This is a genomic window from Fibrobacter sp. UWH1, assembly GCF_002210365.1.
Taxonomy (GTDB): Bacteria; Fibrobacterota; Fibrobacteria; order Fibrobacterales; family Fibrobacteraceae; genus Fibrobacter.
The window spans coordinates 36,625-56,816 of the sequence record NZ_MWQG01000023.1; the positions used below are offsets into that span (position 1 = coordinate 36,625).

Annotated in this window: 20 protein-coding genes and 1 tRNA gene; 7 read left to right on the forward strand and 14 right to left on the reverse strand. The window is 52.3% G+C overall.

The genetic code is table 11. The features are described 5' to 3' along the window. From B7992_RS11015 to B7992_RS11030, 4 genes are all read right to left on the reverse strand, one after another. The gene (locus tag B7992_RS11015) at positions 1 to 879 is read right to left on the reverse strand and encodes a biotin--[acetyl-CoA-carboxylase] ligase (RefSeq protein ID WP_073285017.1); all 879 of its coding nucleotides are present in this window, start codon (positions 877 to 879) and stop codon (positions 1 to 3) included. A gap of 2 nt (positions 880 to 881) precedes the next feature. After that, positions 882 to 1,361 carry a hypothetical protein gene (locus B7992_RS11020; RefSeq protein ID WP_254917688.1) on the reverse strand — a complete coding sequence of 160 codons (480 nt, stop codon included), beginning with the start codon at positions 1,359 to 1,361 and terminating at the stop codon, positions 882 to 884. Positions 1,362 to 1,505: 144 nt separating this feature from the next. Then, complete coding sequence (tsaD, locus tag B7992_RS11025) at positions 1,506 to 2,513, reverse strand: tRNA (adenosine(37)-N6)-threonylcarbamoyltransferase complex transferase subunit TsaD (protein ID WP_073158652.1); 1,008 nt, start codon at positions 2,511 to 2,513, stop codon at positions 1,506 to 1,508. Then, positions 2,510 to 3,526, reverse strand: coding sequence for a YbbR-like domain-containing protein (locus B7992_RS11030; RefSeq protein WP_073158655.1), 1,017 nt, complete (start codon positions 3,524 to 3,526; stop codon positions 2,510 to 2,512). Before B7992_RS11030 ends, tsaD begins: the two co-directional genes overlap by 4 nt. 91 nt (positions 3,527 to 3,617) lie before the next feature. Between B7992_RS11030 and B7992_RS11035 the strand changes: the two genes are divergently transcribed. From B7992_RS11035 to B7992_RS11055, 5 genes are read left to right on the forward strand one after another with little or no spacing between them, the layout of a single operon-like run. After that, positions 3,618 to 4,460, forward strand: a complete 843-nt coding sequence (locus B7992_RS11035) for an ABC transporter permease (RefSeq protein WP_254917689.1) — start codon at positions 3,618 to 3,620, stop codon at positions 4,458 to 4,460. Positions 4,461 to 4,466: 6 nt separating this feature from the next. Next, positions 4,467 to 5,840 (forward strand): murein hydrolase activator EnvC, encoded by a 1,374-nt coding sequence (locus tag B7992_RS11040; protein WP_083539700.1) that lies wholly within the window; start codon positions 4,467 to 4,469, stop codon positions 5,838 to 5,840. A gap of 12 nt (positions 5,841 to 5,852) precedes the next feature. After that, positions 5,853 to 7,010 (forward strand): AAA family ATPase, encoded by a 1,158-nt coding sequence (locus tag B7992_RS11045; RefSeq protein ID WP_073158661.1) that lies wholly within the window; start codon positions 5,853 to 5,855, stop codon positions 7,008 to 7,010. Further along, positions 7,007 to 8,761 carry a single-stranded-DNA-specific exonuclease RecJ gene (gene recJ / locus B7992_RS11050; protein WP_088666281.1) on the forward strand — a complete coding sequence of 585 codons (1,755 nt, stop codon included), beginning with the start codon at positions 7,007 to 7,009 and terminating at the stop codon, positions 8,759 to 8,761. The genes B7992_RS11045 and recJ overlap by 4 nt, the downstream gene beginning before the upstream one ends. Positions 8,762 to 8,770: 9 nt before the next feature. Then, positions 8,771 to 9,319, forward strand: coding sequence for a hypothetical protein (locus tag B7992_RS11055; RefSeq protein WP_073158667.1), 549 nt, complete (start codon positions 8,771 to 8,773; stop codon positions 9,317 to 9,319). 65 nt (positions 9,320 to 9,384) lie between these two features. Here the strand turns inward: B7992_RS11055 and B7992_RS11060 are convergent, their stop codons facing one another. Both B7992_RS11060 and B7992_RS11065 read right to left on the reverse strand, forming a co-directional pair. Next, positions 9,385 to 9,825, reverse strand: a complete 441-nt coding sequence (locus B7992_RS11060; protein WP_073158670.1) for a hypothetical protein — start codon at positions 9,823 to 9,825, stop codon at positions 9,385 to 9,387. A 36-nt stretch (positions 9,826 to 9,861) separates the two neighbouring features. Then, positions 9,862 to 9,944: transfer RNA gene (locus B7992_RS11065), tRNA-Leu, on the reverse strand. A 72-nt stretch (positions 9,945 to 10,016) separates the two neighbouring features. Between B7992_RS11065 and B7992_RS11070 the strand changes: the two genes are divergently transcribed. Beyond that, positions 10,017 to 10,424, forward strand: coding sequence for a hypothetical protein (locus B7992_RS11070; protein WP_139259164.1), 408 nt, complete (start codon positions 10,017 to 10,019; stop codon positions 10,422 to 10,424). A gap of 122 nt (positions 10,425 to 10,546) precedes the next feature. Here B7992_RS11070 and gpmI read toward each other — a convergent pair whose 3' ends face one another. The 8 genes from gpmI to B7992_RS11110 form a co-directional block, all read right to left on the reverse strand. Next, positions 10,547 to 12,181, reverse strand: coding sequence for a 2,3-bisphosphoglycerate-independent phosphoglycerate mutase (gene gpmI / locus B7992_RS11075; protein ID WP_073158676.1), 1,635 nt, complete (start codon positions 12,179 to 12,181; stop codon positions 10,547 to 10,549). 129 nt (positions 12,182 to 12,310) lie between these two features. Next, entirely contained in the window at positions 12,311 to 13,354 is a 1,044-nt protein-coding gene (locus B7992_RS11080) for a hypothetical protein (protein WP_088666282.1), read from the reverse strand. 157 nt (positions 13,355 to 13,511) lie between these two features. Then, a complete protein-coding gene (gene uvrB / locus B7992_RS11085) occupies positions 13,512 to 15,722 on the reverse strand; it encodes an excinuclease ABC subunit UvrB (RefSeq protein ID WP_088666283.1) in 2,211 nt (736 codons plus the stop codon). Between the two features lie 73 nt (positions 15,723 to 15,795). Beyond that, the gene (locus B7992_RS11090; RefSeq protein ID WP_176421925.1) at positions 15,796 to 16,455 is read right to left on the reverse strand and encodes an FISUMP domain-containing protein; all 660 of its coding nucleotides are present in this window, start codon (positions 16,453 to 16,455) and stop codon (positions 15,796 to 15,798) included. Positions 16,456 to 16,516: 61 nt separating this feature from the next. Next, positions 16,517 to 17,179 carry an FISUMP domain-containing protein gene (locus B7992_RS11095; protein ID WP_088666285.1) on the reverse strand — a complete coding sequence of 221 codons (663 nt, stop codon included), beginning with the start codon at positions 17,177 to 17,179 and terminating at the stop codon, positions 16,517 to 16,519. A 7-nt stretch (positions 17,180 to 17,186) separates the two neighbouring features. After that, positions 17,187 to 17,870 (reverse strand): FISUMP domain-containing protein, encoded by a 684-nt coding sequence (locus tag B7992_RS11100; protein WP_088666286.1) that lies wholly within the window; start codon positions 17,868 to 17,870, stop codon positions 17,187 to 17,189. A 7-nt stretch (positions 17,871 to 17,877) separates the two neighbouring features. Then, complete coding sequence (locus B7992_RS11105; RefSeq protein ID WP_088666287.1) at positions 17,878 to 18,561, reverse strand: FISUMP domain-containing protein; 684 nt, start codon at positions 18,559 to 18,561, stop codon at positions 17,878 to 17,880. Between the two features lie 7 nt (positions 18,562 to 18,568). Further along, positions 18,569 to 19,252, reverse strand: a complete 684-nt coding sequence (locus B7992_RS11110) for an FISUMP domain-containing protein (protein WP_176421926.1) — start codon at positions 19,250 to 19,252, stop codon at positions 18,569 to 18,571. 220 nt (positions 19,253 to 19,472) lie between these two features. On the opposite strand from B7992_RS11110, the gene B7992_RS11115 reads away from it, so the two are divergent. Further along, positions 19,473 to 19,805, forward strand: coding sequence for a hypothetical protein (locus B7992_RS11115; protein WP_176421927.1), 333 nt, complete (start codon positions 19,473 to 19,475; stop codon positions 19,803 to 19,805). Positions 19,806 to 20,192 lie beyond the last annotated feature (387 nt).

The following is a 20,192-nucleotide window of genomic DNA, read 5'->3' on the forward strand; positions in this document are numbered from 1 at the left end:
TCAAATTTCAAGGTCGGCGGAGTAGACCGTTTCTACGGTGCCGTCGTCGGTTTCGAATAGTAGACTTCCGTCGGGTTGCATGTCGAGAATGCGGCCCGATTTTTTGATGGAGCCTGCGCCGCTGTCGCGGTTTTCGTCGGTGCAGTTGTTGTTGACCACGATGGTGCCCCGGGCGCCGATGAACTGGTCCATCTTGCGCCAGGCTTCAATCCAGGGAGAAAGTCCGAAGGCGCGGAACTGGCCTATGGCACGCTCCAGGTTACCTACGAGGGCCTGCAGTAATTTTTCGCGGTTGATCTGGCGGCCGCCTGCGATTTCTTTTAGGGTGGTGACGGGGCGGTTTAGAAAGGCGTAGTTTGCGGGATCGCTGTTGACGTTGATGCCTATGCCCATGTTGACTGCGGGTCTGGGCGGTTGGCGCTTGCCGTCTACGGTTTCGCCGGGTACAAAGACGATTTCTGCCAGGATGCCGCAGAACTTGCTCTTGCCGCAGAGGATGTCGTTGGGCCACTTGACGGTGACGCGTCCCAGCTGCGGTGCGGTGCCGGATTCGTCCTGGATGTCGCGGAATGTTTCTGCGAAGGTGAGGGCGGCGACCTGAGTGATTTGCGGTGCCTTGGAGAGGGCGATTCCCTCTAGCGGAATCAGGATGTTGAAATAGAGGTTCTCGTTGGCGGGGGAGGCCCATGTGCGTTCGTGGCGGCCTCGGCCTGCGGTTTGCTGGTTGGCGACAACGAGGGCGCCAGGCTGTATTTTGCCCGTGGCTGCCTGCTGTTTCATAAGAGAGTGTGTACTCTCGACTGTCTCCAAAAGGTATGCGTTCTGGCCGGCGAAGCCGGTCAGTTTCCAGCGGTCAAAATTTGGTTCCGTAGAAAACATTCTTACTGAGCCTTGGGCTCGTCTTTCTTGGGATCGAGTTCTGCCTCGACCAGGTCATCCTTTTTCTGGTCTTCCAGCATCTTCAGGGCCTCTTCGGGGAAGATGGCGAAGTATTCACGCTTCTTGTCTTCGAAGAGCTGCAGCAGTCGTTCCTGTTCGAATTGTTCGCGGTCGATGTTCTGCATAAAGAATTCGTCGCGGGCGAAATCGCGGGTGGTCATCATCTTCTTGATGTCTTCGGAAAGGTCCACCTCATCCCACAGGATGTAATAGGAGCCTACCATGCCATCGGCAAAGATGTCCACGTTCAGCGTCACGGCGTTGTTCTTGGTGGAGTCGACCAATTGCACCTGGGTTTCGCGCTTTTCGGGGCGGAACACATCTACGTCGTTTACAGGTTTAGAAAGATCCTGGGCCCAGAGGAGGCTTGCCAGGGTCACTGTAAACAGAGAAATTTTGAAAGCAGGGCAATTCATGTTCATAATATACTTACAAACGCAATCGAAAAGAGGGGTGTGCAAAAGTTTGTGCGAAAAAATACACGAAGACGTTGCCAGGATACGAAAAATCCTCCTGATTGGAACAGGAGGATCCGATTTTTTTGGTAAAACCGCAGGTATCTAGGGCTACTGGGCTAGAGGCATCCAGGGCTTGACTACGTCAATGGAGGTCAGCATATTCTGGCGGACTCGGCGGATGGCTGCAGCGGCGATCATGGCGCCGTTGTCGGTACTGAGGCTGCGGTCGGGAACTAGGAACTTGATGCCGTGTTTGCCGCAATAGTCTTGCAGTCGGGTGCGGAGCCAGGCGTTGGCACTGACACCACCGCCCATGACCAAAGTCTTCATCTTGGTCTTCTTGAGGGCGTTGATGGTCTTGGTCACCAGGCTATCCACGATGGCGTCTTCCAGGGAGGCGCAGATGTCGCCCAGGTTCTGCTGGATGTATTCCGGATCGTGAGTTTCGGTATAGCGCAGCACGGCGGTCTTCAGGCCGCTAAAGGAAAATTCGCAGTTGTCGTGGGAGCGGAGGGCTCGGGGAAATTCGACGAACTTGCGGTTGCCATTGGCACCCAGCTTGCTGATGGTGGCGCCTGCAGGGTACTTGAGACCCAGAAGCTTTCCGCACTTGTCGAAGGCTTCGCCGGCAGCGTCGTCGCGGGTGCGTCCGATGCTTGTGTACTTGAATCCCGGTTCTTCCAACACCAGTTCCGTGTGGCCGCCGGATACCGTAAGTGTCAGGAAGGGCGGCTCGATTTCGGGGTGGCTCAACCAGGCGGCAGCCAGGTGGCCTTCCAGGTGGTTGATGCCGTAGGCGGGAATCTGCAAGTCGCGGGCAAGACCCTTGGCGAAGCTTGCGCCCACAAGGAGAGGTCCCATAAGGCCCGGGCCTGTGGTGTAGGCGATGGCGTCGATGTCTTCCATCTTGATGCCTGCTTCCTTGACGGCGGCTTCGGCGACGGGAACAATTTTCTGCAGGTGGGCGCGGGCTGCGATTTCGGGAACCACGCCGCCATAGAGGGCGTGTTCGTCGATCTGGCTGTACAGCGGGTTGGAAAGCACTTTCAGCGGGTCATCCTGCAAGATGGCGCAGGCTGTTTCGTCGCAGCTGGATTCAATTCCAAGCCAAATCATGGTGTGGCCTCCTGGACTGTTTCTTCGGGATTCTCGGTGACGGCCGGCTTGACTTCTACCTTGTTCAGGCGAACCTTTTCGGGCTTGATCTGGATAGCCTTGATGGACATTTCGCGGTTTACGCTGGGGGGCAGCGTAAGCTTGACGGTGGGGGCCAGGCTGTCGGCGTCTTCAATTGCAAATCGGTTGAATTCCAGTATCAGTTCGATGTCCTTTGACGAGATGGAATCCAGTACCTGTTCGCCGCCGGTAATTTCTACGGATACGGTGTCGGGGTTCAGGGAGTAGATCTTCTTGTCGAAGAAACCAATCAGGCTGACGGGAATATTCTGGAAAGTCTTGCTGTCCATCTTCTGGATGTTCACGGCGATGGTCACTGTGGAATCGCTGGGCTTTACGAAGGATGGAAGAGATGCGAAATTCAGGGGGACTTTGAACTTGCCGCTCTTACGGAGGGTATCGTAGTTGACAGAGTCTGTGGGGATGTCGATAATGCGGGTGAGGGCATTACGGGCGCCGGAAACCTTAAGCTCTTCGGGGAGGATGGCGGGATCGTCGGCCAGCAGGTAACCCTGGGCGGCGTTGAAATTTACGTTAGACTTGATGGGAACGTTACGGACGATGCGGGTGTCGATTTCCAGGTCGATAAAGATAAGCTGGTTGTCGGGTTCCACAAAGCGGATGTCGGGGAATCCGGGGGCCACGAAGTTGTGGGCGTCCAGGTGGATTCGGGTTCCGCCTAGTTCGGCGTTCTGCAGGTCTACCACCATGGCTACGGAATTCTGTTTGTCCTTGTTCATCTGGTGGCGCAGACGGATCAAATCCCAGGACTTGCCTTCTACGGTAATGTGCAAGGTGTGGGGCGGTTTAGAGGCGATGGCCATGTTCTCGTGAAGCTTCACGAAGTGCAGGGGAACTTCCATGGAAAGCTGGAAGTCCTTCTGTGAAATGACAAGAAACCAGAGGGCTATGCCAAAGACTAGTGCTGTTATCTTTATTACGATATTTCCCATTGTCGCCCCGTAAAGAACTCTTGAAAATTTAGTTATTATTCAACCCGTGCTTGGACAACTCGGCTACTTAATATCAGAATCTTTTAGAGGAATGAGGCAACACCGTACGGTGATCTTGCCTTCGTTGGTCACAATCTTTCTCTGTTCCCTATTGCTTTCGGCTTCCATCACCGTTTTGGGTGGTGTTGTGCGTCTGATGTCTACGGAGCGGAACCTGTGTGCAATCGAGGCTTTCCTGCCCGAATCCCTTTCGATGGATTCCATAAAAGTTATACAGACCCGCCTGCAGCATACCAAGCATATCGATTCCGTTTCCTTTATCAGTGCCGATTCCGCCCTGGCGGATTTCCGCAACCATTTCTCGGGTGAGATGCTGGACCTTGTGGAAGGGAACCCCATTCCTCCGTTTTTCAGGGTGACCCTGGATGAGGCTAGCCAGAATCCTGCCGACCTGGTGACTTTGCGGAATGCCCTGGCCCAGGAAGAATTTTTCGAGGAAGTCCAGGCGCCTGTGGAATGGGTTGAAAAATTTGCGGCCTGGAAATTCAAACTGGTTTTCTGGCCCGTCTGTATTAGCGTGTTGCTGCTGGTGACGCTGTCGCTGATCATCTGTAATTCCGTTCGCCTTTCGCTGTTCTCTCGCCAGCTGCTGGTAGAGAACATGAAGTACGCCGGCGGAAGCTATTTCTTTATCGAGTTCCCCTTTGTGCTGCAGGGCGTGATTCAGGGCCTTGTGGGTAGCGGTCTTGCGGTGATCCTCTTGATGACACTGGTCAATTCCGTGACGCAGGCTTTCCCGATTGTCTGGACTTACCTGGATGGGCTGGGTCTTGTCTTGGCGCTGGTGGTCTTGCTGGTGACGGCCCTGTCGGGTTATTTCAGCTTTAGGACTGTTCGCCGGTTCCTGATGGTCAAGCGTAACGAACAGGAATAGGGCTTCATGCGTTTTTTGGTCTTGCTGTTGTGCTTTCTGGTGGGTGTAGGCTTTGCCGCTCCCAATGGAAAGGCTGCGCCTGCAAAACCTGCTGCGAAATCTGCGCCTGCAAAACCTGCTGCTTCAAAACCTTCGGCCGGTAAGCCGGCCGCCTCAAAGTCTGCGGCTCCTAAGGCGGTCACCAAAAAAACAGACGCCCAGATCAGCGAACAGAAAAACGCACTTAAGAAACTGGAGTCCGACCTGGCCAAGAAACGTCAGGAACTGGCTCTCCTTGAAACTGAAGAGAAGGGCGTGCTGAACACGATTTCTCTTCTGGACCAGAACTTGAACCAGACTCGAACTTACATCAGCGAACTTTCCAAGAGCGAGAACATGCTGGAAAGCGCCATTGTTCAGCTGGAGGCCGATATCGATTCCCTTGACCAGAAGATCGAGGAACGAAAGGAGGCCATGAAAAAGAGAATTAGAACTTTGTATGTAAATGGACGCGCTAACGAGGCGAAGGTCCTTTATAATCTTCTGACTCAGGAAGGCAACCCTGATCGACAGGTGTACTGGGTACATCGAATTTTGAATCAGGACCAGCAGGAAGTGGAAACCTTGCAGCAGCTGGTTTATGAACGTGATGAAAAGAAACAGCAGTCCACCGACCATCTGGCTGACTTGAAGAAAATGCGCGACAAGAAAGCTGCCGAAGAAAAGGGTCTCGTGAGCCAGATGTCTGGTCAGGAACGGATGTTGAAGTCCCTGAAGCAGGACCAGAATATGCAGCGACGCGCCCTCAAGGAATTTGAGCAGAACCAGAAGACCATGCTGGCCTTGATCAAGAAGCTGGAAGAGCGCCGCAAGAAGGAAATCGAGGCGGCCAAGAAGGCCGAAGCCGAACGCAAGGCAAAGGAAAAGGCGGGCAAGTCTAAGGGCAAGAAGCCCGAGAAGAAGGATACGAAGACGGTGTCCAAGCCCAAGGTTGTGGTGGCCGAATCGGTAAAGGGACCTAAGTGCAGACCTTTGAAGGGGGACGTCATCAGTAATTATGGTCTCCAGGAACATCCGGTGCTTCATATCATGACTCGCAATTTGGGTGTAGAAATCCGTGGCAAGCGTGGCGAAATGGTGAAGGCTGCTTCTGCCGGTACCGTGGTCATGGTCTCCGAAATTGACGGTCGCGGCCCCTCCGTGATTATCGAACACCAGGGCGGAACCTATTCCGTGTATGGTCATATGAAGTCTATTCGCGTACAAGAAGGCAAGGAAGTCCGAAATTGCGAAGAAATTGGCGAGGTGGGCGACGTTGCTTCCTTAAATGGAATTAAATTGTACTTTCAAGTTAGCGAAGGGACTCAGACCGTGGATCCCCTTCAGTGGTTAAAGCAGTAAATAAAGCAGTAGATGATTGAATATATTCTAAATGGCCCCGCCTCCCAGGAACGTGCAAGGATCCGACTGATGTCGGCTCTCCGTGAGAATCGTTTCCCGCAGTCAATCCTGATTGACGGTCCTGCCGGTATCGGCAAGAAGGCTCTGGCCATGAAGCTTTCTCAGGCTCTGCAGTGCTCTAACCCTGACGAACGCCCTTGCGGCCACTGCTTTGGCTGCCGTATGGCGATGGACAGCGGCGATACCAATAGCTGGGTTATTCCCCTGGATACCAAGGAAGCCCACTCCAAGAGCGGTGCCGACGTTTCTGCCGGCAGTACCGCCAAGACTGTAGAAGATATTAAGAAGGGCTACATCGAGGAAATCCAGAAGAACCCTTACCGCGTAGACCTTTTTGGCCCTGCCTCCTTTATTTCGGTGGACCTGATCCGTTCCATGACCGGTGGATTCGCCATGAAGGGTGACCGCGTCCGTGTGGTGATCATTGCCGAGGCGGACCGCATGAACGAGGCGGCCAGCAACGCCTTCCTGAAGACTTTGGAAGACGTTCCCCCCGATACCTATTTCATCTTGACCACGTCTTCCCGCGAGAAGATGCTGCAGACCATCCGTTCCCGTTGCCTGGCCCTGCACCTGCTGCCCCTGACCGATGCCGAGGTCCGCAGCGAATGTGCCCGGGTTTCTGCCGGCGAGGTTTCCGAAGAGGAACAGGATGAGGATAGCTTTAGCGAAGGTGTTGAAATTCCCGACGATGTGGTGGGCCTGGCTGTAGGCTCTCCGGGCAAGGCTCTCTACTATGCCAAGCGGAGCAAGACTTGGTGCAAGCTTGCCGCCGAATTCGTCCGCAAGTCCCTGTTGCAGGACTACACCGACCTTTTTATGACTTTGAAGGATGCCGAACTGGATGAGGCCTACGAGGCCAACCGATTCCTCGAAGTTCTTTCCTTCCTGATTGCGGACCTGATCCGCCTGGTGGCTGGTGCGCCTTTGCGCTTGCCCGAGACCACGGCTAACGTGGGTATCGAGAACTTCCCGCGGGTAGATGCCACCGCCCTTGAACTTTCACTGGTTGCAGTCCAGGAGACCATGTCCCGCATCGAGTCCCGCCGCGTGACCGCCTCCATGTGTCTGCAGAATCTGGCCCTTAAACTTTTCGAGGGCTATAAATGACTTTTGGCGTAACAGAAGAACGCCTGGCGACGTCTATCTCGCACAGCCTCAGGATCCCCCATGTGGTGGCCCGATTCCTGGTGGCCCGCGGAATTACTTCTGCGGCCGATGCCCACCGCATGCTCTGCGGTAGCAAGGATGATGTGCTGGACCCCTTTGGAATCATGGGGATGGAAGACGCAGTCAACTGGCTTCTGGATGTGCGCGAAAAAGGTGGCAAGGTTTTCGTCTTTGGTGACTACGACCTGGACGGTATGACTGCCGTGACCTTGATGACTCGTGCCCTGGCTGAAATCGGCATGGAGTCTGACTGGCGCCTGCCTAACCGCTTCGGTGATGGCTACGGCCTTTCTATGTCGGCGGTAGACGAGATGTACGAAGCTGGCGCCCGCTATGTGGTGACTGTCGATACGGGTATTACCGCCAACGCCGAAATTGCTCACGCCAAGGAACTGGGAATGGCGGTCATGGTGATCGACCATCATCAGCCTTCTGGCGATGGCCTCCCGGTTTGCGATGTTCTTCTGGATCCCCATCAGGAAGGCGATACCTACCAGAACCCTGAACTTTGCGGCGTGGGTGTTTCCTATAAGTTTGTCTGTGCTCTGTACTCCAGGCTCGGACGTCCCGTTCCCGAAAAATTCCTGGACCTGGTGGCTCTTGGAACTCTGGCCGACCTGGTTCAGATGACTCCCGAGAATAGATGCTTTACCAAGGCTGGCCTCAAGAATCTTGAGAGCAGTAGCTGGCCCGGCCTTCAGGAAATGTATGGCAACCTGATGAAGCCCCACAGCGCCGTGGGCGGCATCGACGTGATGTACAAGTTTGCCCCCATCCTCAATGCCCCCGGTCGAATGGAACGTCCGGATCCGGCACTTAAGCTTTTGCTGAGCCCCAACAGAGCCAGCGCCAATGCCCTGCTGGCGGAACTTCGCGACTGGAACGCCCGCCGCAAGCAGAAGGAAGCGGAAATCACCGAGATGGCCATGGAACAGGTTCGCGCTGTCTATGGCGAACGTATTCCCACCGTGATTGTGGTGGCCGGTGAAAAGTGGCATGTGGGTGTGATCGGTATCGTGGCTGCCAAGCTGGCCCAGGAATTCCACAGACCCTCCGCCGTCATGTCGGTTTGTGATGGTATGGCCCACGCCAGTGCCCGCGCTGTTCCCGGCTTTAACTGGCACAAGGCCCTTTTCGAATCCAAGGATTTGTTTGACCGTTGGGGTGGCCACGCCAACGCCGCCGGCTTCTCTCTCCCTGCCGACAAGGTGGATGAACTCCGCGCCCGTCTGGAACGCTCTGCCGAAGTTCAGGGCTACACCGGCGAAGAGGAATTGCAGGAAGAAGCCTACCCCTACGATATTGAAGTTTCTCTCCACGAACTTGAAGTGGATGCTGGACAGTACATGCCCACCAAGGGAATCCCCTTCGCCCAGAACCAGATGCTGCGTCCTATGATCACGGTGCTGGACTTCTTCGATATGATGGAACCCTTCGGCGGTAACTTCCCGTCTCCGACCTTCCGTGCCGCCGGCGTCCGCGTACACAGGATGCGTGAACTGAAGGGCGGACACCTGCAGATGGATATCTCCCAGGCGGGTAGCCGTGTGTTCCCGGCCATCGCCTTCGGCCTCCGCAAGAACAAGAACTTGCTGACTCGCGGTGAACTGGTCTCCGTGTTTTTCGAACCCACCTGGAACTACTTCAACGGCAAGAAGACCCTGCAACTTTGCATCAAGGCCATCGAGTAGCACTGGATCATGCGTAACCTTCCCCTGATTTTTCTGGCATTTGTCATTGCCGTAATGGTGGTTGCCCTCCTGCGCATCCAGCAGGCTCCTGCTCCCATCGTGACCATCATTCCCGCCGAGCCCGCTCCCGTTAGCCCCATGGCCGGTTACACGGGCCGCATGGTCATGCCTTCCATCAACGACATCTACGTTCTCGAGAATACGGCCAACCGCGACCTGAACCAGATCGCCCAGTATATCCAGGGCCGTGCCGCAGGCCTCCACTGGCTGGCTGCCGAACACTTCAAGGCCAAGAAGAAATCCCGCAAGAAACCCAGCCGTCTGCAGCCCCTGTCCTCCGAGGGCGACATCCTCATGGGCATCAAACTTTCCCTAGATTCTCTGGGTCAATTCGAATCCCAGATCCTCTTCAGCAACGTCAACGACGAAGCTTTGAACGCCCTGGTGCAGCAGCATATCAGCCAGTTCTGGCGCTACAGGAAGAGCGCCGGCGGTCGCTTTGAAATGTGGGCCCCCTTCGTCTGGAAACAGGACTGGAGCCCCTTCGTGGCTAAGTGAATCAAAAAGGCTGAGCATTCCGCCCAGCCTTTTCAAATACGTCAAACTTTAAATAAACGTTGGAATTACTTTGCCTTCAGAATAGAAAGCAACTGGTCGGCCTTCTTTTCGATCAGGATGAAGGCTTCGAACATGCGGGCTTCACGCCACTTGATCAGGTACTTGGCACGCCAATCGTCAGCCACCATTTCGGTGTCTTCGTGACCGCCGTCCTTTTCCTTTTCGTTCTGATACCATTCTTCCTTCTTGATTTCGCGGATCATGTCGCCCAGTTCGGCGGCGGGCTGCAGGGAGCCCTTGCACAGCAGCAGGGCGCGCAGGTTGTCCAGAAGGATTTCGTCGGTAGGTTCGTCGGCGTCGTCACGGGCACAGTCCCAGATTTCGCCACGGTGGCGTTCCGTCCAGCCAATCAGGTGCTTCTCGGTGCGCTGAAGTTCGCCCTTGGCAAGCTTCTCTTCCACCGCTTCGCGCGGGTAGTAAATGCTGTTCGGATAAAAGTCGATCATGTTGACCTCGCTACCTTTTAAAAGTTAGCTCATTAATGCCCGGGGCGGGACTTGAACCCGCACGAGGTTGCCCCCAAGGGATTTTAAGTCCCCAGTGTCTACCATTCCACCACCTGGGCTGGTGTGAGCGTAGCGCAAATATATAAAAAAGCGGGGCAATGCAGGCTGTTTTTTTAGCTACATTGGGTTTTATGAAGAAGTTAATCCGTAATACCCTTGTTTTTCTGGCCCTGAGCCTGTTTGGATGCCTTTCCGCCTTCGCCTATGATGGCGACATGGACGAATACCACGAGTTCAAGGAAGACCTGGCCCTGGTCCGCGACAGCTATGTCCAATGCGTCAATATGGTGGCCGACGAGAATCCCGAAAAAATCGGCGGCAGCTGGCAGACCCTGGAATTCGAGGCTCCCCAAACCGCCTACGTAAAAATCGATGAAGTGGCCGGCGGCTTCAAGATCAAGGGCACCCATGGCGCCTACAAACTGGACGTAGAAGTCCGGGTGAAACTGAACCAGGAAGGCGACATCAAGTACGAAATCAAGCACGGCAAGGGCAGCAACGCCCCCGGCAAGGAAATCGCCAGCGAAGTATTCCGCTAGTTTTTATTTTGTTCGCAAAATAGAACTGCATACTATAAAAAGAACATAAAAAAGAAAAGGTCGAGCTGAATGCCCGACCTTTTTTAACACCGACCTTGGTCGGTGTAGATGACTCATAATTCCTACTTCACGATGAGCATCGAATCATCCCAAGCCTCATGCTTTTCGAAGCCCATGAGGTTAGCGGTGGTGGCTGCCAGGTTGGACAGACCCCAGTTGCCTTCCTTGAGAGAGAGCTTGCCGCCGGTAACGTTATCGTACAGGATGCAGGGAACCTTGTTCAAGGTGTGGCTGGTCTTAGCCTTGAAGGAACCATCCTTGTTCACCTTGGGCATGCCGGTCTTCTTGTCGATTTCGTACATTTCGTCGGCGTTACCGTGGTCAGCGGTAATGAGGGCAACACCGCCGGCTGCGTCGATCACCGGGAGGAGACGGGCGAGGCCGATATCCACAGCTTCGATAGCCATGGTAGCAGCACGGAAGGAACCAGTGTGGCCCACCATGTCGCCGTTGGGGTAGTTGCAGCGGAGCGTCTGGTACTTGCCGCTCTTGATAGCTTCGATCATAGCGTCGGTCACTTCTGCAGCCTTCATCCAGGGGCGCTGTTCGAACGGAACGACGTCGGATTCGATTTCCAGGTAGGTTTCACCGTCGAACTTGCTGGAACGGTTACCGTTCCAGAAGTAAGTCACGTGGCCGTACTTCTGGGTTTCAGAGCAAGCGAACTGCTTAACGCCAGTTTCTGCGAACCATTCGCCGGAGGTTTCCTTGATTGCCGGAGGAGGTACCAGGAAGCGGTTGGGGAGCTTCAGGTCGCCATCGTACTGGAGCATGCCGGCGTAGCAAACCTTGGGGAAGCGGACGCGGTCAAATTCATTGAAGGATTCTTCTTCGAAGGCGCGGGTGATTTCGATTGCGCGGTCGCCACGGAAGTTGAAGAACACCACGGAGTCGCCATCGTTGATGGTGCCCACGGGCTGGCCGTTGGCAGCGATTACGAACGGAGGAAGATCCTGGTCGATAGCCTTGGTTTCGCCACGGAGAGTTTCGATAGCCTGCTTTGCAGATTCGAACATGCGGCCTTCGCCCAGAACGTGGGTCTTCCAGCCGAGTTCAACCATCTTCCAGTTGGCATTGTAACGGTCCATGGTGATCTGCATACGGCCACCGCCAGAAGCGATGCAAACGTCGAATTCAGAAGAACGGAGTTCAGAGAGGAACTGTTCGAAGGGTTCGACGTAGTCCAGAGCGGAAGTTTCAGGAACGTCACGACCATCCAGGAGGATGTGGATACGAACCTTCTTCACGGCTTCCTTCTTAGCCTGGGCCACCATGGCCTTCAGGTGAGAAATGTTGGAGTGAACGTTACCGTCGGAGAAGAGGCCGATGAAGTGGAGCACGGAGTTCTTTTCGCGAACGTTGGCGGAAATTTCCTTCCAGGCGTCGCGGCCGAAGATATCGCCAGAAACGATTGCGTCCTGAACGAGAGCGGCACCCTGGTTGTAAACCTGGCCAGCACCGATAGCGTTATGACCGACTTCGGAGTTACCCATGTCTTCGTTGGTGGGCATACCCACGGCGCGGCCGTGAGCGTTCAGAAGAACGTTGGGGTACTTGGCGAACAAGGCGTCCAGAGTGGGCTTACGAGCAGCGGCAATAGCGTTGCCCTGTTCGTTGGGGTTGAAACCATAACCGTCCATCACGATAGTGACAACGGGACCCTTGATACCAGGGAAGTTGGAAAGCTTCTTAAGCATAGTTTACTCCAGTTATGCCCGGACCTTCCGGGCGCGTTAAATTACGGCTAAAAAATAGAAAAATGTGGGGTACAATAAAAGGCTCCCCGCCTAAACGGGAAGCCCTTAAAAGGAGAAATTCGCTAGGAATTACTGTGCAGGCTTGTAGAGCTTGATAAAGAAGGAGTAGTCGTTGTTGGTCAGCTTCTTGTAGGAGGTTTCGGTTGCGAAGCCCAGTGCGTAGAAGCCGCCGGCAGCGGTCTGGATGACATAGATCTGTTCTGCACTTTCGATCATGTTTGCAAAGCTTGCGTTTGCAATTGCACGATACGGGAAGTCGCTCTTGTAAGCCAAGGGGCGGTCGTTTGCAGTTTCGGGCCAGTAGCCTACGGAGTAGTCTGCATCCAGCTTGCCGAACATAGCGCCGTTGCCGCTAGACATGGTGATGTCGCCATTTGCTGCGGTGAAGATGACGTCGGCGGTTGCTGCAGAAGCAGCGTCCACTGCAGTGCAGGTTGCCAGGTCGAGACCCGGAGCCATGTTGGTAGAAAGTTCAACCTGGCAGTTGGTCATGGGAACTTCTTCGACTACGGCTTCAGAAGAAGAAGATTCCGGTTCGCTGGTTTTGCAGAAAGATTCAGGACGGTCGAAGGTGATGAACTGGTTGGAAACCTTGTCGTTGCCTTCGGTATCGACAGCGGAAACCTTGACGACCAAGGTGTAAGTGCCGCAGCCGACCGGGTCAAGAGCGGGATTTGCAAGAGAAATGGAAACGCCGGCGGAGTTGGCGGAGCCCAAGTCGATCATCTTGGTGGGGAATCTGACTTCCTGGTGGGCGGTCAGGTCGCCCAGAGATCTGTAGCTTTCGCCCGGAACCACGGTACCGTAGGCCACGTCATAGGAAATGGCGGTGAAGCTGATATCGGTGGCTTCGCCGGTCTGCTGTGCGCTCAGGTCGATGTCGAAGTTGCCGCTAAAAATTACTTCGGCGTTGACACCGATGCCTCTAGTTCTGGAACCCAGGTTGGTTGCGCTGATAGAAATATCCTGGGTGGCGTCGGCGCTGGCGGAGCTGCCCGGCTGTTCATCTGCAGGTGCGCTGCTACCGGAATCATCACCGCAAGCGATGAGGCCGAAAGCGCCCATGGTAATCACGGAACCCATCATAAGGGTCTTTGCGAAATTAAAAGTCATATAGATTCCTCTCTCTAAATGTTTTTTGCCCATTGAAAATACACAAAAATATTCCAAAACGGACTAGGGGACCTATTAAATAGGTGTAAAAAAACGTGAAAATATTGTGAATTCAGGCTAAAAAAGCATACTAAAAAGGGTTCCGCAGGGGGTAAAATCACTTTCCCAGGTCGCGGATCAGGTCGCGGAGACGGGCTGCCTCCTCGAAATCCAGCTTGGCCGCGGCGGCCTTCATCTGCTTTTCCAGCTCCTCGATTGACAGGTCGCTTCGCTTTGAGGTGTGAGGTCGCTTTGCTTTCAGGTTCGAGGATTTTTTGGGTTTGCCCATGGGGGCGCCCTCGAAAAGGGGGACATCCCCATCTTCGTCGTTGTCGGCGAAACCGTAATCTGCGTCGAAATCCGGGTCCTCGGCTGCCTTGGGAGTCTTGTCGCCGCGCCACAGGTCCATGAGCGGATCGTTGATGACCAGGTCCCCTTCCAGCTTGCGGCTGACGGACTTTGGCGTAATACCGTGTTCCTTGTTGAATTCCTCTTGCAGGGTGCGGCGGCGGATGGTTTCGTCGACGGCCTTCTGCAAACTGTCGGTCATGTTGTCGGCGAACAGCAACACGGTTCCGTTTACGTTACGGCTGGCGCGGCCCATGGTCTGGATCAGGCTGCGGTAATTTCTCAGGAAGCCTTCCTTGTCGGCGTCCAATATAGCCACCATACTGACTTCCGGAAGGTCCAGACCTTCACGCAGAAGGTTGATTCCCACCAGCACGTCGAACTCACCGGTTCGCAGCCCCTTGATCAAGTCGTGACGTTCCAGGGTCTTGATGTCACTGTGGAGGTACTTGGCGCGGATGCCTGCTTCTACAAAATAGTCCGTAAGGTCCTGGGCCATCTTCTTGGTCAGCGTTGTAACCAGTACGCGGTCTCCCTTCTTCACCACTTCGTCAATACGGTAAAGCAGAACGTCCATCTGTCCCTGGATGGGGAACATCTCGATCTTCGGATCCAATAGGCCGGTGGGGCGGTTAATCTGCTCGGCCACTACGCCACCAGTCTTTTCAAGTTCGTATTCCCCCGGGGTGGCGCTGACGAACAGCACCTGCTTGGGGTACATATATTCGAACTCCTTGAAGTTCATGGGGCGGTTATCAAGAGCGCAGGGGAGGCGGAAACCGTAATTTACCAGAGTGGTCTTTCGGCTCTTGTCGCCTTCGGCCATGCCGCCTACCTGGGGGATGCTCACATGGGATTCGTCTACCATCAAAAGCCAGTCATCGCCGAAGTAGTCGATGAGGGTAAAGGGGCGAGTGCCGGGGCCGCGGTTTTCGATAAGGGCGGAATAGTTCTCGATGCCGGAACACATGCCGGTCTCGCGGATCATTTCCATGTCGTAGCGGGTTCTGCTACTCAGTCGGGCGGATTCCAGTACCTTACCTTCCTTGTCCAATTCGGCAAGGCGGTCCGTCAATTGCAACTGCATGCGCTGCAGGATCCCGGCTCGGCCTTCTTCCTTCGTGACGAAGTGCTTTGCCGGGGCGATGGTCATTTCTTCCAGCTCCTGGATGACCTCGCCGGCAATGATGTTGAAGCGCACCAGACGATCCACCTCGTCGCCGAACAGCTCGATGCGCATGCCGTCTTCGTCGTAGCTGGGGTGGATTTCGATGACGTCGCCATGGCAGCGGAAGGTGCCGCGTTCCAGGCTGAAGTCGTTACGGGTGTACTGGATGCGGACCAGTTCATGAAGCAGGTCGTCGCGGTCCTTGATGTCGCCTTTTTTCACGCGGACCATCAGGTCGAAGTATTCCGCGGGGCTTCCCAAGCCGTAAATGCAGCTGACGGAAGCGATGATGATGACATCGCGACGGGTCAGCAGGTTTGCCGTTGCACGCAGACGCAGCTTGTCGATTTCGTCGTTGATGCTGGCGTCTTTTTCGATAAAGGTATCGGTGTGGGGAATGTAGGCTTCGGGCTGGAAATAGTCGTAATAGCTGACAAAATATTCCACCGCATTCTTGGGGAAGAAAGCCTTGAATTCCTGGTAGAGCTGGGCGGCCAAGGTCTTGTTGTGGGTCAGGATCAGGGTAGGCTTGCCTACATTCTTGATGACGTTGGCCATGGTAAACGTCTTACCGGAACCGGTTACGCCAAGCAGTGTCTGGAATTGATCGCCCTGCTTGAAACCTTCGGTAATCTGCTCGATGGCCTTGGGCTGGTCGCCGGCGGCGGCGTACTGGGAAACCAGTTCGAAGTTGGCGCGGGTGGGCGCCTGGAACTGACGCAATCTGCCCGGAAGGCTCTGCTCGGGGGAGAGAACCTTTGCTATCGGTTTTGCATACGGATCCGGGGTAATTGTCTTGCGCGCTCTAGCCATGAGGAAGTGATTAGTAGTTAGTGGTTAGTAAGCAGAGGGGGTGATGGAATGATTTGAATTGGTATGTTGGATTCTAGTCCTTCACGCAACGGATGGATTGATAATCTTTGTGGTAATATCTGTATATTAACGCAGAGTTTTTTTGTGTTTCAAATAATACACCGTATGTAGATGGTGATCCGAGTGTTGAATCTAAGGGATTCCCGGTCCACACTAAGGCAATGTAGCCATCAATTGCTTTGTCTGGTGTATATTTGAAATGGTTTACAAAATTGTCTATTACAGGGATTGGGTAAAGGCTGAAGCCGCAATCGTCCGTTCCATTTGAGGCTTGTCCCGGGTTCAAGGGTGTCCACCCCTCGGTTGCCTTTAGGCGGGCTGCTGCGATATCTATTCCACCAACATTATCAAAAAGTATGTTCCACTCTATTTCTGTAGGCAAATGCCAGCCATTCGGGCATGCGTTTTGCGCGTCCATCGGGGTGTATTCTCGACCTTTTTCTGAACAGGATTCCTTGGCGCAGGGAGAACCATTGTCAAAATTAAGGTTCTCGGCCATCCACACCTGGTTGCCGATGGTGGTGTACTTGTACACCTGTCCGTCACGTTCGTCGGTGAATGAACCTCGATTCGGCTCTCCGTATGCGTTCGTCCCTTCGGCGGGGCAGACGACGTTTGCGTCGAATACGTACTTTGGCTCCGAAGGGCTATCTTCGGAACAAGAACAAAGCAAGGCTGCAAATGTTACTGAAATTGCTAATGTAATTGGGTTGTTCATAAGAAAAAAGTAGTTGTTAATCCTTTAGACACCTAATAGTCATCTTTGGACTATTTATATTAAAGGAGAAATAATCTGTTGAATTAAAAGTACACATGAAAGTAGTTTCAAAATCTTTTGCTGTTGATGTCCAATAAGAAGAAAAATGGCCAAATACGGATCCGTCTAACAACCATTCCCCCGCAGGTTTAGAACTAAACCCACAATCGTCGGTTCCTGGAACATATCGTTCCCAAAAGTCAAAGGAACTCATCAGTCTACGCCCAACATTTTCTTCCCCCCCCATGTTCTCTACCAACATTTTCCATTCATCAAGAGAAGGCACATGCCACCCGGCAGGGCAAATGGTGTCTACCAAATCCTGGTCAAAGAGTCCAAAAAAATCGCCGTCTACATGCAGCGAATAAAACCGACCGAACGTATCGCAGAAGCCTTCGATTTTGTCATAGCACAGGCTGAACGGTGCGTCGAATTTCAAGTTCTCGGCCATCCACACTTGGTTGCCTATTGTGGTGTACTTGTACACCTGTCCGTCGCGTTCGTCGGTGAACGTCCCCCTTTGATTTTCCGGGCAGACGACGCTTGCGTCAAAAGTATCCTTTGGCTCCGAAGGGCTATCTTCGGAACACGCGCAAAGCAAGGAAACAAAAGCGGTAAAAAGAATGAACTTTGTTTTCATGAGAATGTTAATTCTTTAGACACCTAATAGTCATTCTGGGGCGATTTATTTCTATTGACTGACTTCCAAGATTATAGGCATACATTGTATCATAACTTCTTCTTGTAGAAGTCCAATAAATAGCATAAATTCTATTTCCAGAAAGCTCTCCGTTTAACATCCAGGATCCTGCAGGCAGGGCGTTAAAACTACAATCATCAGAACCAGAGTTATAATATTCTCCAAAATCATTGGATGACTTTAATCTGGCACTTCCCTTTTTACCTTCCCCAACATTATTCGCCAATTCATTCCATTCATCCACCGAAGGCACATGCCACCCAGCAGGGCAAATGGTGTCCGCCAAAACTTGATCAATGAGGGCAAAATATTCGCCATTTACGTACAGAGTGTAGAACCTGCCGAACGTTTCGCAAAAATTTTCTTCTCTGGCATAGCATAGACTGTACGGTGCGTCAAATTTCAAGTTCTCCGCCATCCACACTTGGTTGCCGATGGTGGTGTACTTGTACACCTGTCCATCACGTTCATCAGTGAATGAACCTCGGTTCGGCTCGCCGTATGCGTTCGTCCCTTCGGCTGGGCAGACGACGTTTGCGTCAAAAGTGTCTTTAGGCTCCGAAGGGCTATCTTCGGAACACGCGCAAAGCAAGGAAACAAAAGCGGTAAAAAGAATGAACTTTGTTTTCATGAGAATGTTAATTCTTTAGACACCTAATAGTCATTCTGGGGCGATTTATTTCTATTGACTGACTTCCAAGATTATAGGCATACATTGTATCATAACTTCTTCTTGTAGAAGTCCAATAAATAGCATAAATTCTATTTCCAGAAAGCTCTCCGTTTAACATCCAGGATCCTGCAGGCAGGGCGTTAAAACTACAATCATCAGAACCAGAGTTATAATATTCTCCAAAATCATTGGATGACTTTAATCTGGCACTTCCCTTTTTACCTTCCCCAACATTATTCGCCAATTCATTCCATTCATCCACCGAAGGCACATGCCACCCAGCAGGGCAAATGGTGTCCGCCAAAACTTGATCAATGAGGGCAAAATATTCGCCATTTACGTACAGAGTGTAGAACCTGCCGAACGTTTCGCAAAAATTTTCTTCTCTGGCATAGCACAGGCTGTACGGTGCGTCAAATTTCAAGTTCTCGGCCATCCACACTTGGTTGCCGATGGTGGTGTACTTGTACACCTGGCCGTCACGTTCATCAGTGAATGTACCTCGGTTCGGCTCGCCGTATGCGTTCATCCCGTCGGCTGGGCAGACGACGCTTGCGTCAAAAGTATCCTTTGGCTCCGAAGGGCTATCTTCGGAACACGCGCAAAGCAAGGAAACAAAAGCGGTAAAAAGAATGAACTTTGTTTTCATGAGAATGTTAATTCTTTAGACACCTAATAGTCATTCTGGGGCGATTTATTTCTATTGACTGACTTCCAAGATTATAGGCATACATTGTATCATAACTTCTTCTTGTAGAAGTCCAATAAATAGCATAAATTCTATTTCCAGAAAGCTCTCCGTTTAACATCCAGGATCCTGCAGGCAGGGCGTTAAAACTACAATCATCAGAACCAGAGTTATAATATTCTCCAAAATCATTGGATGACTTTAATCTGGCACTTCCCTTTTTACCTTCCCCAACATTATTCGCCAATTCATTCCATTCATCCACCGAAGGCACATGCCACCCAGCAGGGCAAATGGTGTCCGCCAAAACTTGATCAATGAGGGCAAAATATTCGCCATTTACGTACAGAGTGTAGAACCTGCCGAACGTTTCGCAAAAATTTTCTTCTCTGGCATAGCATAGGCTGTACGGTGCGTCAAATTTCAAGTTCTCAGCCATCCACACTTGGTTGCCTATTGTGGTGTACTTGTACACCTGTCCATCACGTTCGTCAGTGAATGAACCTCGGTTCGGCTCGCCGTATGCGTTCATCCCGTCGGCGGGGCAGACAACGCTCGCGTCAAAAGTATCCTTAGGCTCCGAAGGGCTATCTTCGGAACAAGCCCAAAGCAAGGAAACAAACACCGTAAAAAGAATGAACTTTGATTTCATGTGAACAAATATAGGTAATGTAGAATAGAATTTTTGCAGATAAAGTGAAAAAACGGGTGCTTTCGGAATCATTCGTGAAAATGTCCCGAAAAAAACACAAAAACGCAAGATTTGCAAGTTCTAAATTTTAGCGGTTGTTTTTCTCGGAGAAAAAACGAACAAAGCAATATCCCTCCTGTTGTTCTTTACGGCTTTTTATTGCCATTCTTATGATGGTTCCTTGGACCCTTCCGAAGCGGTAGATGTGCTTTTTAAGGGGGCAAATTCTGTTTTTAGTAAGGCCCTGAATCAGTGGTCCCAGAATGGGAAAAATTCAGCTTCTAAGAAAGTTCCCAATAAATTTGTAATCATTGCCGAAGGTGTTGCGGGTCTTGCTGCACGCGAGTATGTCCAAAGTAAGGAATATCAAGGAGAAATCGATAACGTATTGTTCTTCAATACTCCACATGAGGGGTCCGGGTTTGCGGACCAAACTTTATTGAATGGCTCTAGTGTCTTGAATAAGGCAAAGTCTGTATCCGATTATAGAAAGAAAAATAAGCGTTTTTATTAAAAGTCTAACTAAAAAATATTTGTTTATTATACACTCTGAATAGTATAGGGCTCCGAGCCATGAACACATGGGAAGGCATGTGTGCAGTAGTTGCCCTGACCCATGAACACATGGGAATGTATGTGTGCAATAGTGGCCTTGAGCCATGAACACATGGGAATGCATAATACGAAATGTGAGTCCGCAGAACTTTTACATGGGAAGGCATGTGTGCAGTAGTAGCCTTGAGCCATGAACACATGGGAATGCATAATACGAAATGTGAGTCCGTAGAACTTTTACATGGGAATGTATGTGTGCAGTAGTAGCCTTGAGCCATGAACACATGGGAATGCATAATACGAAATGTGAGTCCGTAGAACTTTTACATGGGAATGTATGTGTGCA

Bases quoted from the DNA above. Each gene is read 5' to 3' on its own strand.
- B7992_RS11015 (WP_073285017.1), bottom strand. From the start codon at position 879: ATGTTTTCTACGGAACCAAATTTTGACCGCTGGAAACTGACCGGCTTC.
- B7992_RS11020 (WP_254917688.1), bottom strand. From the start codon at position 1,361: ATGAACATGAATTGCCCTGCTTTCAAAATTTCTCTGTTTACAGTGACC.
- tsaD (WP_073158652.1), bottom strand. From the start codon at position 2,513: ATGATTTGGCTTGGAATTGAATCCAGCTGCGACGAAACAGCCTGCGCC.
- B7992_RS11030 (WP_073158655.1), bottom strand. From the start codon at position 3,526: ATGGGAAATATCGTAATAAAGATAACAGCACTAGTCTTTGGCATAGCC.
- B7992_RS11035 (WP_254917689.1), top strand. From the start codon at position 3,618: ATGAGGCAACACCGTACGGTGATCTTGCCTTCGTTGGTCACAATCTTT.
- B7992_RS11040 (WP_083539700.1), top strand. From the start codon at position 4,467: ATGCGTTTTTTGGTCTTGCTGTTGTGCTTTCTGGTGGGTGTAGGCTTT.
- B7992_RS11045 (WP_073158661.1), top strand. From the start codon at position 5,853: ATGATTGAATATATTCTAAATGGCCCCGCCTCCCAGGAACGTGCAAGG.
- recJ (WP_088666281.1), top strand. From the start codon at position 7,007: ATGACTTTTGGCGTAACAGAAGAACGCCTGGCGACGTCTATCTCGCAC.
- B7992_RS11055 (WP_073158667.1), top strand. From the start codon at position 8,771: ATGCGTAACCTTCCCCTGATTTTTCTGGCATTTGTCATTGCCGTAATG.
- B7992_RS11060 (WP_073158670.1), bottom strand. From the start codon at position 9,825: ATGATCGACTTTTATCCGAACAGCATTTACTACCCGCGCGAAGCGGTG.
- B7992_RS11070 (WP_139259164.1), top strand. From the start codon at position 10,017: ATGAAGAAGTTAATCCGTAATACCCTTGTTTTTCTGGCCCTGAGCCTG.
- gpmI (WP_073158676.1), bottom strand. From the start codon at position 12,181: ATGCTTAAGAAGCTTTCCAACTTCCCTGGTATCAAGGGTCCCGTTGTC.
- B7992_RS11080 (WP_088666282.1), bottom strand. From the start codon at position 13,354: ATGACTTTTAATTTCGCAAAGACCCTTATGATGGGTTCCGTGATTACC.
- uvrB (WP_088666283.1), bottom strand. From the start codon at position 15,722: ATGGCTAGAGCGCGCAAGACAATTACCCCGGATCCGTATGCAAAACCG.
- B7992_RS11095 (WP_088666285.1), bottom strand. From the start codon at position 17,179: ATGAAAACAAAGTTCATTCTTTTTACCGCTTTTGTTTCCTTGCTTTGC.
- B7992_RS11100 (WP_088666286.1), bottom strand. From the start codon at position 17,870: ATGAAAACAAAGTTCATTCTTTTTACCGCTTTTGTTTCCTTGCTTTGC.
- B7992_RS11105 (WP_088666287.1), bottom strand. From the start codon at position 18,561: ATGAAAACAAAGTTCATTCTTTTTACCGCTTTTGTTTCCTTGCTTTGC.
- B7992_RS11110 (WP_176421926.1), bottom strand. From the start codon at position 19,252: ATGAAATCAAAGTTCATTCTTTTTACGGTGTTTGTTTCCTTGCTTTGG.